Here is a 17,939-nt window from a genome sequence, read left to right on the forward strand (position 1 = left end):
CACTCACTATGTAGAAAGTGAATACTACCTACTTTAATATAAAGAGGGTAATCATATGTTTACATGGACATTCTGGATTTTGGCGATTTGGTTTGTAATCAATGCGATTTGGATGTGGTTTGAATTGGACAACCAGAACCTACAAAAAATCTTGGGCTGGATTAACGTTGCTGCAGTGATCATTGGCTTCTGGGTATTTTATGCCAGCACCCCAGTTGCAGCAATCTCAACTTGGTTCAACGTTTTGAACTACGTCAATATTCTTCTGGCAGCCACCCAGTTCTACTTTGGCTACCGCAAGAATCACAACATGACGGTACAACACTAGTCGAAGATCGTTAGTAGGCATTGGTATTAAGTTAAAGGGAAATGACCGGCTATTGTAAGATTGCGCCGGTCATTTTCTATTGTAAGCACCCTATTGCATCTACTATAATTGGGATAAAGAAGGTGGATTGATGCAAAACAATTTAATGAGCTTATACGCCACGTCACCCGAGACGCGCAATCTAACCGAGAAGCAGTTAAAAGTGCTGAATGCTGCCATCAAATTATTTGCAAAAAATGGTTATGCTAATACCAGTACCCAGCAAATTGCCAAAGCAGCGACTGTTTCGGAAGGAAGCATTTTTAAACATTTTAACAACAAACATGGTTTGCTCAAGGCAATCTTAAGGCCGTTGACAGATTCACTGCTTCCCGATATTTTGCACGAATTTTCCCGGAAGACGTTGCTGACGTCTTATCCATCGTTACATGAATTTATCAAAACGATCACAGTTAACAGAATTCAATTTATCGAGGATAATATTTTAGTCGTTAAAATATTTTTGAGTGAAGTATTGTATGATTCAGCGGTTCGAAAGGACATCATTGGCGCATTTCCACAAGATTTCATTGACGATTTAAACAATGAACTCACGCAAATGAAGGCGCAACACGTGATGGTTGATTGGCCAAATCAACAGATCATTCGGTTCCTGTCAGCCAATTTTGCCGGATACGTCGTTGAACATTATGTGTTCTTCCCGGATCGGGATTGGGATAAAGAAGCTGAATTGAATAATCTGATTCGGTTTATGGAGAATGGCTTGAGCCCTCAAGAAGTGAGCTAAATTTGCGAAAAGTAAAGCGGGTATGGACAATTACAAGTTGTCTGTATCCGCTTTTTGTGGTGTTCTGATGTTATTTGGATGAAACGTGTTCCGACGGCCGCAAACGGAGTGCAGTGCCTAGCCTACTTGGCGACGGCCCAGACTCGTCCGCTTAATCCGACAACTAGCTTCGCCGCAACCCCAGCGGCAAAACTAGTTGTCACATTAATGCTCCGAGTCTAACCGGGTCTCGTCACACTCTATTTTAAATACCCTCTCCAAATCCAGCCGCCGTGGTTTCCTACCGTACTCCTTACGTGGTAATAGATTGCGTACTTGCCCGTATTTTTCTTATATAACTTTTCGTGTGCATCCGTTACCCACGTGACATTTGGGAGTTCCGCATTATAGCCATACCGGGTTCCCAGGTGCTTTGAATAACGGGCACCCTTTGTCGTTGTACAGTAATGAGCGCCCATATTGCTGCGCCATACTAACTTAACGGATGCTGAACGTGCAGCTGAATACTGTTTGCCTGACGGTGCCGGAATTTTGACAATTTCACCATCGTTATTTGAGTTCGATGGTTTAGTCGGCGTTGTTGCGCTGGAGGCGCTTGAAGCACTCGACGCACTTGATGAATTGGCATTTGTGTTCGTATTTGTCGATGCAGCCGCTGATCCTGAATTTAAATAGAAGCTATTGTTCAACTGGCTGACGTCCAAATTCTGATTGATATTTGGGAAACGATAGTCAGAGGCCCACTGCCAAGCATTGGCGGACGGGTATTTATTGCCAGTTGGGGTTGCGGGATAGTCGGCAATCCAACCTTGATTTGAGGCGTTGGTATCGATTTTGACGCCCAACCAGCTGGCCATTGTGTACAGGTCAGTCTTGTTATAGCCGCCTTGGTTCAGTGCAGCATCAAAGGCCGCCAAGTTGGCGTCATTATTTGCTTTTGAGATGCTTCCCAATTCAGATGATTCAAAATCTGCGACCATCACGACATCTTTGGAACTTGTAACGGACTGGACGGCATTGATGAAGTTCTGTGCCTCCTGAGTTGCTGATGTCGTGTCTGTAAAGTGGACAAAATGATAGAAGTTAATGCTGAGCCCGGCCTGTTGAGCGTACTGGACTTGTTGTGACAGGTACGGGTTGGTATATCCCGTTCCCTCAGAGGCTTTAATCGTAACGGCTTTAACGCCATTTTGTGCTAATGTTTGATAATCTGCTGCAGTTAAGTTGCCCTGCCAACTGGAGACATCTACCATATTGGCGCCGGGTTGGGTACTTGAAGGTGTCAAAGTTGCGTGAGCTGTGACGGATGTACCAAGTAAGATTCCCCCAGCAAGCAGCCCAAGGACTGCGGCTCCTTTTTTTAAGCGATTTCTCATAATCAATCCACTCCCATCTATGTATATACACATCACTGTGATACTAACATGAATGGGAGGCTTTCGGAAGCATATTTACTTATTCTTGTCCCTTCGTCGATCAAGTGAAAAACTCCAGTAAATTGCCAGTAACAATACGGCGGCAATTGTAATAGTTGTCATATTATTTGGCATTGCGTGGGGAGCGTACTTTATAGAACCTTGAGCAAAATTCAGTAAATAAAGTATAAGTTTTAGTAGCTGAAAATTTAATCAGCAGCCTACATGTGATATTATTCATATGTAGGTTTTATTATTTAGTAAAGTTTGAATTCAATTATGGGGTATGTTTATATGGGTGATAAAATGACAACAATTAAAGATGTCGCTAAAGAAGCTGGCGTTTCGATATCGACAGTATCACGGATTTTGAACTTCGATGACACGCTTTCGGTGGGGGAAGATACACGAAGAAGAGTGCTTGAAGTTGCTGAAAAGTTACAGTACAAAAAACGCAATCGTCACGTCCCCAAGGGTGGCAAAAAGATTGGCATTATCCAATGGCATTCTGACAAAGAAGAATTAACCGACTTGTACTACCTTCAAATTCAATATGGAATTGAAAACAAGGCCGCAAGTGTAGGTGCCGGAGTTGAAAAGCTGACTTTTGATTCGGTTGATAAAAATCGAGTGAAGACACTCAGTGGCATGATTGCGGTTGGTAAATTTGATAAAACCGAAGTTCAAAGCTTAAAGTCTTACGGCATTCCGCTGGTATTTATCGGTGAAAATTATTTGACCTATGATTGCGACAGTATTCGAAGCGATTTTGAGTCGCCTGTTCGAAAAATTATCGATCGGTTTATTGATCGGGGCATCAAGGACATCGGGATGATCGCTGGTAAAGAAACCACGGTTACTGAAAAACAAGGGGTGCGTGATCCACGTGTTTCAACGTTTGATGCGTATCTTTCTGAAAAGGGACTGCTTAACGACGCATTCGTATTTCAAGGCCCATTTGGACCGGATTCGGGTTTCGACTTAATGAATACGGCCATCAAACAGCTGGGTGACAAGCTGCCCCATGGATTTGTCATTGGCAGTGATTCGATGGCTGTTGGGGTGTTGCGTGCGCTCCAGCAAAATCACATCAAGGTGCCCGACCGGGTCAGCCTCATTAGCTTTAACGATGTTGCCATCGCTAAATACACCAGTCCGGCATTAACAACGGTTCATGTTCACACTGAATTAATGGGTGAGCGGGCACTGGAAATGCTGACGGATCGAATTAAGGATCCAAAGAAAGTTCCAGAGTTGACGGTTATTGCAACCGAACTTGTTGAACGGGAAAGCAGCTTATAGTCAATACAGAGTCATAAAAAGTCGGCCCAAGACGTTTCACACTGTGGTCGACTTTTTATTTTCCCTGAATTATTTTTACTAAAACGAGAGATAAGAATTAAAACTAATATTAATCAATTTTAAAAAATAGTTGTTTCTGAATAAGAGGAACGAAACAAACACCCGTAAAATAGGTTCAAGCGGTGAATTAATCCGCAAAATATATTTTACTAAAATCTATTGACTCTACTGTATAATATAGTAAAATTAAACCGTTAGATTAAAAGAAAGCGCTTGCGAAAATGAACAACTAGAAACTGCGTTTAACTAGCTTAGGAGGATAATATTATGGAAAAAGGTTTACTTTACCCGGTTACCAATAAATTTCGGCAGGATCAAAAGCTGGATGGTTTATGGGATTTTAAGTTTGACCCATCTGCTGAAGGTGAAAAAAAGGGCTGGACGACCGGATTTGGTGACCCAATCAAGATGCCAGTGCCTGCCAGCTTCAATGACTTCTTTACCGATAAGGATTCCCGTGAATACACCGGTGATTTCTGGTACGCTAAGAAGTTTTTCGTGCCCGACTACATGAAGGATAAGATGATTGAACTTCGCTTTGGTGCAGCAACGCACCGGGCAACCGTTTATGTTAATGGTCAGGAGATCCGTTCCCATGAAGGTGGCTTTCTGCCATTTACAGCCGATATTACCACAGCCATTAAGTTAGGCGAAGAAAATATTGTCACCCTTAAAATGAATAACGAGCTTCACCGCGATGCGCTTCCTGCCGGCGATACAGCCATATTGAAAAACGGCAAGAAGATGTCAAAGCCATTCTTTGATTTCTATAATTATTCCGGATTAAACCGCAGTGTTCATTTAATGGCAATCCCTAAGGAAAACATTTACGATTATTCAACGACTCATGATGTGAGTGAAAACCAAGCAACGGTCCACTATGACGTCAAGGCGACGGCGGGGAGCAACTTCATGGTGAGTTTGGCTGATGAAGATGGTCAGATTGTCGCAACCAGTGAGGGCCAATCAGGGGACTTAGTTGTTGAGAACCCAACTCTTTGGCAAGTTCGTGATGCCTATCTGTATACGATTAAATTTGAATTAGTTGAGAATGGCCAAACTGTCGATGAATATTCCGATGAAATTGGTTTACGGACCATTGAAGTCAAGGGTCACCAGATCTTGGTCAACCATAAGTCGGTTTATCTTCGTGGCTTTGGTCGACATGAAGATAGCATTTACGCTGGGCGGGCTTTTGATTTGAACGTTGAGCGCCGGGATATGAACTTGATGAAGTGGATTGGCGCCAACTCATTTAGAAGTTCGCACTATCCATATGATGAACAAGTTTATAAATTCGCTGATCGCGAAGGTATCTTAATTATTGACGAAGTGCCAGCCGTTGGGTTTAAGATGGCGGCTGCCAGCTTCTTAGGTGGTTTGAATCAGTCATTCTTTGATGGTGACTGGGTTGACGAATTATACAAGAAGCACATTGACCAAGTGAAGGATATGATTCAACGCGACAAGAATCACCCAAGTGTCCTTGCTTGGAGCCTATGTAATGAGCCGGATACGTCAACTGATTCAGCAGTTCCATACTTCACAAAGCTGTTCAATGATTCAAAAGAATTGGATCCCGAAAAACGTCCAAGAACATTTACACTGAACGAAGACGATACCTTCGAAGCATCTAAATGTTTGCAATTCCCTGATCTCTACCTGTTGAACCGTTATCCAGGCTGGTATCACAAGTGGGGTTACGAAATTTCTGATGGTGAAGCAGGATTGCGTGCCGAACTTGATGAGTGGAAGAATTCGGATATTGATAAGCCAATCGTCTTTTCCGAATATGGTGCCGATACTGAACCTGGCTTACACAAATTGCCATCCATCATGTGGAGTGAAGAATATCAAATTGAGTTGTTGGATATGTTTGATCGTGTATTTGATTCATATGACTTTGTTCGTGGTGAACAGCCATGGAACTTGGCCGACTTCCAAACTGTTGAAGGCAACATGCGTGTCAATGGTAATAAGAAGGGAATCTTCACCCGTGATCGTCAGCCAAAGGCCGCTGCATTTTTCTTAAAGAAACGCTGGACGTCACTTCCATTGGACTACAAAGCAGATAAATAGTTGAACACGAGACCAGAGTGAACTTGGTTTCAGATTAAATGGCCCAAATATTCTGGTAATGGATATTTGGGTTGTTTAGTAGAAACCTTCACAAGAATAGCTAACAAAGGAGAAATCATATGAATCAGACTAGTTTTACGATTGACGGCAGCCAACTTGATTTAGAGGCTGGGGATGCGAATACATTCAAGGGCTTTGGCTATTTGAGTTGTAATAATTCATCGCGCTTACTATTGGATTATAAAGCAGAGCATCGCGACAGCTATGACCAAATCCTCCAGATTTTATTTGGTGGCCGCCACCCACTGATGCGAATGCTAAAAGTGGAGATGGGCGATGATGCAAATACGTCGTCTGGAACCGAGCCGGCAACGATGCGGTCGAAAGATGAGACCGCAAACGTCAAACGAGGTGTCGGTTTCCAATTGATTGCGGACGCAAAAAAGCTTCAGCCATCGTTAAAGACGGCCGTGTTACGCTGGGGAGAACCCGGCTGGTTGCGCCCACTCTGGGTGAATGTGAAAACGGATGATCCGGATAATAACGTTGCCGAGTCAGCGTTTGAACCTATGTATCAGTGGTATAAGAAGACGATTGTTGCCGCTTATGAGGAGTACGGGTATCTAATCGATTACGTCGATCCAGACAGAAACGAGACCAAACACCCGATGGTCAAATGGATTAAGTGGTTTGCGGATCGGATTGCCAACGACCGTAACGATTTTCCGTCCGGATTTCCAATTGATCAGTTCAATAAAATCAAGCTCATCGCTGCAGATGAAAATTATGAACGTGACTTTGGTGACATGATGATTGCTGATTCGGAATTACGCAAACGGGTTTCCGCTGTTGGTTACCACTATAATACAGATGATGGTGAAAATATGCCGTTCACCAAGTTGGCAGATGATTACCATCATGAGGTTTGGTACAGTGAGGGTATTGCCCCAATGACGATGGGGAAGTATCGGGTTCGAGCCAGTAATGGCGATGGAATTGGAGGCGTCCAGAGCGGTTTGGATGTTGCGAACCGACTGATTAAGAGCTATGTGAATTCACGTCGCAGTTTATACATCTTCCAACCCGCAGTTTCCGCCTATTATACCGGAGTCAACTACAGCCACAAAGAACTGATTAATGCGAACCGCCCCTGGTCAGGTTACTTTGAAGTCGATAACGTTGGGCTGCAATGCATGAAACACTTTAGTGACTTTGCCAAAGCTGGGTGGGCCGATGAAGATGCTTGGCGTTACCTAACGAGGGCTTGTGATAGCAGTGTCGGCGGGACTGAGAACTTGGATCGAAACCGAGAAGCGCCCAGTTACATGACGCTGGTGTCTCCTGATAAGAAAAATTTTTCGGTTATCTTTGATAATGATAGTGCTCAACCCCGAACTTATCAGATTCAAGTCAAAAATCTGGCAACAAGCGCAAACCAGAAACTCACGGTTTGGGAAAGTATTGGTCCTAAGGATGAACAGGATGCCTATGATAGTCGGATGAAGCAGGTGCGCGAATCACTTCCTTTGACCGATGGAACAGTAGAAATAACGGTCAACCCACATTCGATTGTGACTGCGACAACTTTGGAGTTGGCAGATGATCCAGAGGTGACCTACAAGCGGCTTGAAAGTCCTTATGCCGACCACACTCTAGGCAGCAAGGGTGCAAACGGTGTCTTATATGAAGACGACTTCAGCTATGCTGGTTATCCAGGTAACTATTTGGCTTCAAGAGGTAATACACCAAGATTTACGGCTGATCAAGGCGGTGCTTTCGAGGTTGTTGATGATGGCGGAAACCACGTCGTCCAGCAGATGATTACTGAAAAGCAGCGTGCGCTTGACTGGGAGTATTCGTTTGCCCCCAACTTAACCATTGGTGATGACAAATGGTCAGACTATCAGGTCGCGGTTGCCATGAAGTTTGACGATCAGACGCAACAAAATTCGCCAACCGGAAACTACTTTGGAATTGGTTTGCGGGAAATGACTGATGTTAAAGGGCGCCTTGAAAGTGCCCCTTATGTCTTCAAGATTTACATTGATGGCAGTTGCCAACTGATCAAAGATGATCGGATCGTTTCGCTGAACTACGTTGATGAATTGGATTTGACGATCTCCCACCAAATTAGCTTTGTGGCGGTTGGCAATCGATTAACCGCGTCAATCGATGAAAAACAAGTCTTTGATTATACTGATAGCGATAATCCGCATTTCAGCGGCCGAGTTAAGCTTGGGAGCGGTTATTATCAGACGCAAATCAGTCAAATTACAGTTACCAAACCTCAAAGTGGGCATTTAATTTCCAAACGATTGGATGATTTGGACGCTGCGATTACTTATAAAGGAAACTGGCAGCACGTTTGCGGACTTGGCAATACAAAATGGAATCGAACGTTGTCAACCGCAACCGCCGATGATAGTCAGGTGCCAACCTTTGACTTCGATTTTACCGGAACTGGATTTTCACTGATTGGTCAACAGGCCGCCAAGGCAGCTTTAAAAATCGCCGTTGATGGTGTTGTAATTGATTGGAACTTAGTACCACAGATTGGTGTCGATCGGGCAGAAAATGCCGTTATTTTGGGATTAGCTGCCGGCAAGCACCACGCAACCGTTAGTGTCGTCGGGGGCAGTTATACCTTGGACGCAGTTGATTGGATTAATTAATAACAATTTTTTAAAAATCGATCTAAATAAGCGAGAAAGGGCCGGGCCGAAGGTGTTAACTTTGGCTCGGCTCCTCTTTCGGCTATTATTTATACCCTCGCACCTTTGGTGGGACATAAGTGGTCATAAACGTGTAGATTTCGTCTAACGAGTCTGAAAATAACAGTTTTTTGCGATCTTCGACTGACAAGAAACCGTCATCGGCCATTTTGTCGAACATGGACGCAAGGTCATCATAATAATGGTCTACGTTATAGAAGACACAGGGACTAGGGTTGTCACCTAAGCGGGCCCATGAAAATGCCTGGCTAATTTCTTCGAGAGTCCCGACGCCTCCTGGAAGTGCGATGCAGCCATTTGAAATGTTCATCATTTCTGCTTTTCTTGCTGACATATTGTCTGTAATTGTTAGGTCGGAGAGGGCTTTTAACCGTGGTGATTCTGCACCTCTGGCAACTAATTGCTTGGTCGTGACCCCATGGACCTTACCACCTTCAGCCAATACCTGGTCCGAAAGTACCCCCATCAAGCCAACACCGCCACCACCATAAATTAATTCCAAATCGTGTTTTACAAGCCAGGATGCCAACTTTTTGGTGGCTTCTATGTACGCTGGATTGTTCCCTGTGGACGCGCCACAGTAAACTGCTACTCGTTTCATATTCAGTCCTCCTCAGGAATCGTTTGAGTTTATTTTACCGCTTTTTGGGAAATCTTTTTTGAAAATGATTTGATTGGATTATAATTAAACTATTCATTCTCAAAATCAGTGTCGGGAGGTCAGCATGAAACAATATATTTTAGACGATTCGGATGACTTATGGGAACACTTTGCCAAGCTGATCGGGGAGGCTTCCTGGCCAGCTGGCAAATATTTGGCCAATGAAATGATCGGTGGCAAGGTTTCTGACTGGGAACGGGTCATTGTCATGATGGATGATGACAAGCTGGCGGGATTCTGTGCGGTGGTGCGAGAAGACATCGTCAAAGGAACTGGATTTTCACCGTTTATTGGGTTTGTCTTCGTCAGCGAACCTTATCGTGGCCAGCATTTAAGCCAAGAATTGGTTAAACTTGCCGAAAGTCAAATCCGAGAGATTGGATTTCATAAAGCCTATATCGTTACCAAACACGTTGGGTTGTATGAAAAACTTGGTTATCAAGAAATTGACACCGCTATCGATCAGTTAGGCAGAAAAATGAGAATTTTGGCAAAGGCACTTTAGTGTGAATTGGGGCCTCGTCTTTTATGAGAAAAAGTTAAAAAAGCCAGCCCAAATAAGTCTGTAATTATCAACATGATTAAAAAGGCATGATAAAATGAGTTGACTCTCAGAAAATATCCGTTACAATTAGTATTAACGTATTTGACGAAGATCGGATGAGTAGTCAGCCGCCCCTGCAAAGAGAACTGCCAATTGGTGAAAGGTAGTCTGGGGAGCTGGTGAATATGGTCCGTGAGTCGCGGTAATCAAGCATTTGTGAGATTATCATGCCGGGTCCATTATCGCCCACAGTTTATAACTGGCTGAGAAAGTGTTCCTGAGAGCATTTTGAAGTAGGGTGGTACCGCGATGAATTCGTCCCTATATGATACTAGCAGTGAACCGACTTGTGAACTCAAGCCGGTTTTTTTTCGCAAAATTTGGGAGGTATGGGATATGAAGAGAAGATTTTTGGTCGTGTCGAGTATTGCTTTATTGGGGGCTTTGGTCTTGAGCGGCTGCGGTAAAAGTTCGTCCAGCAAGGACAACAGTAATCGAACCTTTAAGACGACTGCTCAAACCAATGTCATTACGGTCGATCCAAACCGGGCAACTGATGTGGGGAGTTACCTGGCGATTTCTCAAGTGGTTGAGGGGCTATACAAGCAAAATAATCAAGGCAAAATCGTGCCTTCAGTGGCGACCAAGATTGTCAAACCAACGAATAACGGCAAGACGTACACTTTCAATTTGCGCCATGACGCGAAATGGAATGACGGCAGTCGTGTAACAGCGGGGGATTTTGTGGCGTCGTTTCGGCGGCAGGTTGAGCCAAAGACAAAGTCACAACGAGCTGGCCATTTGAGTGATATCAAGAATTACCAGGAAGTGAACACTGGAAAAGCGTCACCGTCCAAGCTGGGGGTTAAGGCACTCAGTAAATACAAACTGCAGATTACGCTTTCCAGGCCAGTGCCGTACTACAATTACGTTATCGCAACCCAGCTGTTCCCGATTAACCAAAAAGATTTGGCAAAGTGGGGGAGCAAGTACGGTCAAGATTCTGAACATGCCGCTTCAGATGGGGCCTATGAGATTAAGAATTGGAACTCTTCTAAGGACACCTGGACACTCGTTAAGAACAAGCACTACTACAACGCGGATAAAGTTGATCTTAAAAAGATTCATTTTCAGGTTGTGAAGACACCGAAAACTAGTTTGCGATTATTCCAAGCCAAAGATATCGATGAAACTCAGATTTCAGGGAGCTTGGTGGCTGACGCTAAGAAGCAGTTCAAGAGCGAAACGGTTGTTTCTAAATATGGGCAACTGGCGTTTATCCCTTGGAACAATTATCGGAAGACAACTCGTAACTTAAACCTGCGCAGGGCGCTTAGTTACGCCATTGATCGCAAGTCGTTGGCTAAAAATGTGTTAAAGGATGGCTCAACGCCAGCTCAATCGGTTGTGCCTGAAGGCGAGGTTAAAGATGCCAGCGGTAAAGATTTCAATGCCGGCGTCACCAACAAACTCACGTATAATTTAACCAAGGCCCGCTATTACTTTAAGCTGGCGCAACAAGAACTTGGTCAAAAAAAGATTAATGTTCAGTTGTTGACGGCCGATACAGACGCTTATAAAGCAGTGGCTGAATATATTCAAGCTCAGGCACAAAAAGTTTCTCCTGACTTTAATTTGACGGTTCGCTCAATTCCATTGCAGCAAGAAATTTCTGATTTCAGTGCTCACAAATTCGATGCTGGAACGCTTGGCTGGTCAACTGATTTTCCTGACCCGATTGACTACTTGAACTTAGCAAGTAAAGCCGGGGTCATCAACTTTACCAAGTGGACCAACCCTAAGTACCAAAAAATTATTGATCAGATTAATGACACGACCAACCAAACCCCTGAACAACGGGTTAAGCTCCAACAAAAAGCAGCTTCTTTGTTAAACAATCTGCAGGGTGTGACACCACTTTACCAATACGCTTCGGTTCACTTGAGAACCAAAGATGTTAAGGGGTTGGAATACCCGTTGATTGGCTACCAGAAGTATGAATATGCAAGTTGGAAGAAATAACAAGGGAGACTTTAAGATGACAAGTAAAATTGGAATTGCCAGCAACCATTTAATTCATCCCACTGAGCGTTTTGGGACAAATTTTGTGGACTATATTCAACGTGATTACGTTACCGGATTGCGTCAGGCAGATGTTTTGCCATTTGTATTACCGCTGGGAGATCCCAAGGATGCAAAAGCCTATATTGAAAGTGTTGACGGCCTTTTACTTTCGGGAGGTCAGGGCGTCACACCGATTTTATATGGGGAAGAGCCTCTCGCAGAAGTTGCTGAGACTGATATATATCGCGACCAATTTGAAATTGCCTTGGTAAAGGCTGCCCAAGAAGCTGGAAAGCCGGTTTTGGGGATTTGCCGTGGGATGCAGGTCATTAACGTTGCCCTCGGCGGCAACCTCTACCAAGATATTTATAAGCAGGCGGGGGCCACTGAAAAGCACAACCAGTATCCAACGTCATGGGAAATTCCGACCCATCACGTGACCACGACTTCGGGCTCCTGGTTAAATCAGATCTTAGGTGAGCGGTTTGCGGTTAACTCATTTCACCATCAAGGAATTCATCAGCCGGGTAAGGATTTGACGGTGGTTGCGCAAAGTGATGACCATGTTGTCGAAGGAATTGAATCCGCCAATGGAAAGATTATCGGCGTTGAATTTCACCCGGAAATGATGCGGGCCGTTCATCCGGAATTCCAAAAGATTTTTGACTATTTTGCAGAACTGGTAAAATAGAGAAATTGAATATGACAACACAAAAGCGAGAACCAATCCATGTTAATGCCGGGGTTGGTTCTCGCTTTTTGGGTTGTTATAACGGATGCCTAGTTGGCTAGACTTTTGTGGTCGACGGATTTAAAGCGTAAGCTGCCCAAGCTTGAACAGCAACGGTCCCCAAGATCAATGCCGCGCCAAGTGATTCCGGCAAACCAAAGCTGACCCCGAGAAATACAATCGAAAGGAAGGTTGCCGAAAGCGGCTCAAATGATCCCAAAACACTGGCTGTAGTTGGCTGGATAAATCGCAAACTTTGTAGATAGAACAGATAGGCAAACATCGTCCCAAAGATAACCACAAACGCGACACTACCATAGGTTAACCAACTAAATGTGGGCATGTGTTCCCAAATTCGGTAGTACAAACTAAACGAGAACCCACCAATGAGCATCGACCAGCCGACGATTGGAATTGCCCCATACTTTTTCAGCAACTTTCTTGGCAACAGGGTATATAATGTGGCACTGACAGCAGCACCCAGTCCCCATAAAAAGCCACCCAAGGGCATGCTCAGTGCTGTCAGTCGGCCGTGGGTAACGAGTAGAATCGTACCGGTTAACGCCATCAGGACCGAAAAAACATCAATCCGCCGCGGAAAAGTTTGCGTTCGGAGGGCTAGATAGATAATGATAATCGCGGGTGATAAGAATTGCAGAATCGTCGCCGTTGCGGCGTTTCCAGCTTCAATTGCCATGAAATATGTATACTGTGATGCGGCCATGCCGATAAAACTAAAGAAGATGAGTTCCAGTGAATCTCGGCGGTCATGCCAGACGGCCACTGACCCTTTATCATTTTCCAACATTCCAAATGCCACCAGCAATATTCCTGAAATCAGCATCCGGACTGATACCAACCAGTTAGAACTTACGTGAACGTCGTCAAACAGAAATTGCGCGACGGTTCCTGAGATTCCCCAAAGTAATGGGCCCAAAATTGCGAGTATTAATCCTCTTATCTTCATGTTATGCACAGTGATATCCTCCAATACGTCATGAAACAATTATATTACAAAGCCAAATGTTTTAGAATAACCCTTTGTAAAAAGAAGTGAATTGCGTTAAGGTATCATTAATATTTAATGATAAAATATATACATAGGGGGCTTGCCCATGTTCGATAAAATTGGTCAGATTATTTTTAATAATGAAATTGTCGCCAACGCAAGTGATTTTAATATGGGAATTGAAGTTGAAACCATCCGAATTGATTCCGCGGGACGACTAACGAAAGAACCTTATCCAAAGGCTTTGGGAAATCAACGGAAGAACCATTTCATTAAAACTGATGTCTACCAGATTCAAAGTGAAATTATTACTCCCACTGCGCGAAAGTCACTGGATGCGATGCACTATCTGATGGCACTTAACGATACGCTGCGCAACGCTTTGGAGCCCAACGAACTGCTGTGGCCATTGAGTATGCCACCAGTGTTGCCGCAGGATAAACGAACAATTCCGATTGCGGATGTGGATCCCGATCAAAAGGCCTATTACGAAAGATGGATCAAAACTCGAAGCGATACCCAGGGGATCCCAGTCGGCGTTCATTTAAACGTCAGCATCAACGACGACGTCCTCAGAACCGTTTGGGAAGCACTTTCAGACCAGTACGAGTCATACGCTGACTTTGTAAATTACATTTATATCAAAATTGCTCAGGGATTTGATTATTACCGTTGGTTGATCACGTATTTGTTTGGCAATAGTCCAATTGCTGAGAAGAATTTCTTCAAACCGGAAGATGACCAACCGCAGCACGAAGTTCGTAGTATCCGTTCTTCAAACTACGGCCTCACTTCTGATGTGACGCATAATTATCGCAGTGTAGCAGACTACGTCAAAAATATTGAAAGTAACATTAAGGAAGGCCACTTGTTTAGCGAAGCCGAGTACCACTCCAGTGTTCGTTTGAAATCCGTTCACGGTGATTTGACTAACATGGTCAAAAACGGAACTGATTACATTGAGTTACGAATGCTCGATTTGGATCCAACTACAGCACTTGGTGTTCGAACGTCCGCAATTCGGTTCTTTAGAATCCTCCTGAGTTATTTCATGATGAGTGACACCTTGGTGAGCGATGATAAAATCAACTTGAAGTTGGAGCAGGGTCGTGCCATGAATGAAGTTGTCGCCATGGAAAGCCCCACTCAACAGACCATCTATCACCACGAAGCTCAAACATTTCTCGATCAGCTGCAAATGTTTGGCGCAACAATTCAATGGGGACCCGAATATCAAGAAGTCCTCGACACCATGCAGGACCGGCTGGACAACCCTAATTTGACGCCAGCCGCGACACTTTGTGATCACGAAGTTGACGGTTCGTTGATGTCTTACGGGTTGGCGATGGCCAATCGTTATCAGAACCGTGCCCATGAAAATCCAAATCCATTTACCGGCTTTGAGGAACAACCGGACATGACAGCTAACGAGCTTCGTCAACGGTTGTTTGGGGCGATGGGCAAACCGGATAATTACAAAAATGGTTAGTATATGTAAAGGCAATGAGAGAGAAGAGTACCCGTCTAGCGACTTTTAAGAGACCTCAGAATGGTGAAAGTGGGGAAGGTAGCTCTTGAGCTATGGAAGCATTGATGCGCTCATTATCGCGCGGTGTATTCATACACACTAAGGCAGTTTTGGGCGACCGAGCTGCGAAAATAGGTGGTAACACGGTGAAACGTCCTACAAGATTCTTTCTTGCGGGGCGTTTTTTGATTAGGATGGTGATTATGATGAAACAAGCAAAACAAGTATCCGACTTTATTAATTCAACAATTGGACTAGAAGTTGAAACCCACCGGATTAACGGCAAGGGGGAGCTGAGCCACAAAGCTTATCCACATGGGTTATTGAACGAACGGCAACATCATTTTATCAAGAATGATTTTTTAGAAACCCAATCGGAATTAATTACACCACCAACGAAGACGACCATTAAAGGGCTGAAATACTTAGGCGTTTACCATCAAGCCCTCCGAAGTGAACTGTCCGGCAACGAATACCTCTGGCCTTATAGTATGCCGCCGAAGTTAAAGGCGGATCACTCCGATATTGTGATTGCCCAGACCGACAAGGAAAGCTACGAATATCGCCAGCAAGTTGCGAAAATTCGTAAAATTGAGCGGACGGCTGAAACCGGGGTTCACGTGAACGTTGGCTTGACCAAGAAAGCGTTGAAGGATTTGAAAGTAACTGGCAAGGAAGCAACGGATGCCTTATACCTTCAAGCCGCAATTGGATTTATGCGTTACCGCTGGTTGTTGACGTACTTATTTGGTGCGACGCCTGTGGCATTTGAAAACTATTTCTCCCCTGAAACTCAGGCACCCAAACGGCCGGTTCGATCATTGCGCAACTCACACTTTGGCTTTGGCAACGGCTTTATTTCCAGTTACCAAAGTGTTCAGGCATACGTTGACGGCATTTTAAAGGCGGTTGACGATCAACAACTGATTGCCCAACGTGAGTATTACGGCACGGTTCGCATGAAACGAAATGATGATGTCCGGGACTTGTTAACGAAGGGAGTGGCCTACATTGAATTGCGAATCTATGACCTCGATCCTTTCGAACCATTGGGAGTTTCAGAAAATGCGGTTGACTTGATTCGGTTGATGTTTGCTTACTTTATCAACGAACGACCGTTCAAGTTGGATCCAGCTGACGACGATATTCACCGAGCCGAAAAGAAGAATGATCAGGTTGCGTTGGAAGATCCACTGACAGTTAGTCAATATCACGACGAAGCAGTGGCGTTTATCGAGGTTCTTGAGCAATTCAGTTCACAAATTGTGATTCCGTTTAACGCGCAGCACCTTTGCTTCAAGCTGAGAGAAATGATTGACAATCCAACCCTGACACCAAGCGGGCGATTAGTCAGTTGGCTGGGAGAGGACCCTCATCGACAATTTGACCAGTTGTTAAAATTTGCAAAGGGGTACCAGGACGATTTGACCCATAATCCGGCGATTGGCTTTGAAGCATTGACGGCGGCTGACCAACAGGAGGTCATGCAAACATTGAAAAACGGGATTCCGGTTCGGATAAAGTCTTGGTTGAAATAACTGAAAAAGGGTAAGGCAAAAACTTGAATATGTTGCCTTGCCCTTTTGCATATCATAACAAGCATAAGACTGGAAAATGTTAAATTAATTTGTTTAGCATCCATTGTTTAACTATAATGAATCAGAAAAGGAGTGGTCAATTTGTGTACAAGTGTCACGTTTTTATCAAAAACAGGCGATAACTTTTTGGCGCGAACAATGGATTTCGCGTTTGAACTTGATGGTCGACCGGTTGTGATTCCCAGAAGGCAACACTTTAATAGCGATGCGGGTGGGAGTGGGTACGATACCCAATATGGATTTGTTGGTGCTGGCAGAAATTTAGGAAATTACATATTAGTTGATGGCGTTAACGAAAAGGGATTGAGTGCCGCAGCATTATATTTTAGTGGAGAAGCGTCATACGCAACAGCGCTGCAGGCAAACAAGGTTAATATTGCGCCTCATGAAGTACTGAACTGGTTATTAGGGAATGCCAGCGACTGTGTGGAACTTAAAGCACGGCTCGACCAGTTAAATATTATCGATGCGCCCGTTAAACTACTGGGGAAAAGTACCCCACTTCATTGGATTATCTCGGACAAATCAGGGGAATGTTATGTCTTGGAAAGTGATCATGACGGCATGAAGTACATGAAAAACCCCGTTGGCGTGATGACCAATAGTCCGGATTTCCAGTGGCATTTAAAGAATTTAAGTAATTACACGGAATTGAAACCCTCACCGCATCCGGCTCGTTCATATAACGGATACGAAATTACCTCGTTTGGACCAGGAAGTGGTGCACTGGGGATGCCGGGTGACTATACATCGGTGTCAAGATTTATTAGAACGGTATTCATGCGGGAGTATTCCGATGAAGTTTCAACCGAACAGACGGTTAATGAGTTAAGCCACATTCTTAACTCAGTTGAAATCCCGAAAGGTGTCAAGATCAAACAAGATGGCAGCGAAGACTACACGCAATACCGTGGGTACATGGATATGCATCATTTAGCCTATTATATGCAGCCTTATGACAATCAATCAATCTTCAAAGTGTCGTTAACTGAGGCGTTGATGGATCAAGAAAGACCGACAGAGTTTCCGATTACACATGAGCAAAAATATGAAGAACTCGGGTAATAAAAATGGTGGCTGGGACATAAGTCCCGCCGACAAA

At 44.2% G+C, this 17,939-nt stretch carries 14 protein-coding genes; 11 read left to right on the forward strand and 3 right to left on the reverse strand.

Annotated features, from left to right (window positions below; translation table 11 throughout):
- Window positions 1–55: 55 nt before the first annotated feature.
- Window positions 56–328, forward strand: coding sequence for a hypothetical protein (locus FC51_RS10460; protein ID WP_057909703.1), 273 nt, complete (start codon window positions 56–58; stop codon window positions 326–328).
- 130 nt (window positions 329–458) lie between these two features.
- Window positions 459–1,115 (forward strand): TetR/AcrR family transcriptional regulator, encoded by a 657-nt coding sequence (locus FC51_RS10465; RefSeq protein ID WP_057909702.1) that lies wholly within the window; start codon window positions 459–461, stop codon window positions 1,113–1,115.
- Window positions 1,116–1,354: 239 nt separating this feature from the next.
- Here the strand turns inward: FC51_RS10465 and FC51_RS10470 are convergent, their stop codons facing one another.
- Window positions 1,355–2,491 (reverse strand): GH25 family lysozyme, encoded by a 1,137-nt coding sequence (locus FC51_RS10470; RefSeq protein ID WP_057909701.1) that lies wholly within the window; start codon window positions 2,489–2,491, stop codon window positions 1,355–1,357.
- 345 nt (window positions 2,492–2,836) lie between these two features.
- On the opposite strand from FC51_RS10470, the gene FC51_RS10475 reads away from it, so the two are divergent.
- From FC51_RS10475 to FC51_RS10485, 3 genes are all read left to right on the forward strand, one after another.
- Entirely contained in the window at window positions 2,837–3,832 is a 996-nt protein-coding gene (locus FC51_RS10475; RefSeq protein ID WP_057909709.1) for a LacI family DNA-binding transcriptional regulator, read from the forward strand.
- A 327-nt stretch (window positions 3,833–4,159) separates the two neighbouring features.
- Window positions 4,160–5,971: a beta-glucuronidase gene (uidA, locus tag FC51_RS10480; RefSeq protein ID WP_057909700.1), complete on the forward strand. Its 1,812-nt coding sequence runs from the start codon at window positions 4,160–4,162 to the stop codon at window positions 5,969–5,971.
- A 119-nt stretch (window positions 5,972–6,090) separates the two neighbouring features.
- Window positions 6,091–8,643, forward strand: coding sequence for a glycoside hydrolase family 30 protein (locus FC51_RS10485; RefSeq protein ID WP_057909699.1), 2,553 nt, complete (start codon window positions 6,091–6,093; stop codon window positions 8,641–8,643).
- Window positions 8,644–8,728: 85 nt separating this feature from the next.
- Here the strand turns inward: FC51_RS10485 and FC51_RS10490 are convergent, their stop codons facing one another.
- Window positions 8,729–9,304 carry an LOG family protein gene (locus tag FC51_RS10490; RefSeq protein ID WP_057909698.1) on the reverse strand — a complete coding sequence of 192 codons (576 nt, stop codon included), beginning with the start codon at window positions 9,302–9,304 and terminating at the stop codon, window positions 8,729–8,731.
- Between the two features lie 124 nt (window positions 9,305–9,428).
- Here FC51_RS10490 and FC51_RS10495 point away from each other — a divergent pair, with 124 nt between their 5' ends.
- The 3 genes from FC51_RS10495 (at window position 9,429) to FC51_RS10505 (ending at window position 12,663) form a co-directional block, all read left to right on the forward strand.
- Entirely contained in the window at window positions 9,429–9,869 is a 441-nt protein-coding gene (locus tag FC51_RS10495; protein WP_057909697.1) for a GNAT family N-acetyltransferase, read from the forward strand.
- A 435-nt stretch (window positions 9,870–10,304) separates the two neighbouring features.
- The gene (locus FC51_RS10500; RefSeq protein ID WP_057911303.1) at window positions 10,305–11,930 is read left to right on the forward strand and encodes a peptide ABC transporter substrate-binding protein; all 1,626 of its coding nucleotides are present in this window, start codon (window positions 10,305–10,307) and stop codon (window positions 11,928–11,930) included.
- A gap of 16 nt (window positions 11,931–11,946) precedes the next feature.
- On the forward strand, window positions 11,947–12,663 hold the full coding sequence (locus FC51_RS10505; protein WP_057909708.1) for a gamma-glutamyl-gamma-aminobutyrate hydrolase family protein: 717 nt from the start codon (window positions 11,947–11,949) through the stop codon (window positions 12,661–12,663).
- A 97-nt stretch (window positions 12,664–12,760) separates the two neighbouring features.
- Here FC51_RS10505 and FC51_RS10510 read toward each other — a convergent pair whose 3' ends face one another.
- Window positions 12,761–13,669 (reverse strand): DMT family transporter, encoded by a 909-nt coding sequence (locus FC51_RS10510; RefSeq protein ID WP_225904617.1) that lies wholly within the window; start codon window positions 13,667–13,669, stop codon window positions 12,761–12,763.
- A gap of 148 nt (window positions 13,670–13,817) precedes the next feature.
- Here FC51_RS10510 and FC51_RS10515 point away from each other — a divergent pair, with 148 nt between their 5' ends.
- The 3 genes from FC51_RS10515 to FC51_RS10525 all read left to right on the forward strand — a co-directional run bounded on the left by FC51_RS10515 (window position 13,818) and on the right by FC51_RS10525 (window position 17,902).
- A complete protein-coding gene (locus FC51_RS10515; RefSeq protein WP_057909694.1) occupies window positions 13,818–15,200 on the forward strand; it encodes a glutamate--cysteine ligase in 1,383 nt (460 codons plus the stop codon).
- A gap of 245 nt (window positions 15,201–15,445) precedes the next feature.
- Window positions 15,446–16,777: a glutamate--cysteine ligase gene (locus FC51_RS10520; RefSeq protein ID WP_171031879.1), complete on the forward strand. Its 1,332-nt coding sequence runs from the start codon at window positions 15,446–15,448 to the stop codon at window positions 16,775–16,777.
- Window positions 16,778–16,918: 141 nt separating this feature from the next.
- Entirely contained in the window at window positions 16,919–17,902 is a 984-nt protein-coding gene (locus tag FC51_RS10525) for a choloylglycine hydrolase family protein (RefSeq protein WP_057909693.1), read from the forward strand.
- The last annotated feature ends 37 nt before the right edge of the window (window positions 17,903–17,939 follow it).

This window comes from Lentilactobacillus parabuchneri DSM 5707 = NBRC 107865 (assembly GCF_001435315.1).
Lineage (GTDB): Bacteria > Bacillota > Bacilli > Lactobacillales > Lactobacillaceae > Lentilactobacillus > Lentilactobacillus parabuchneri.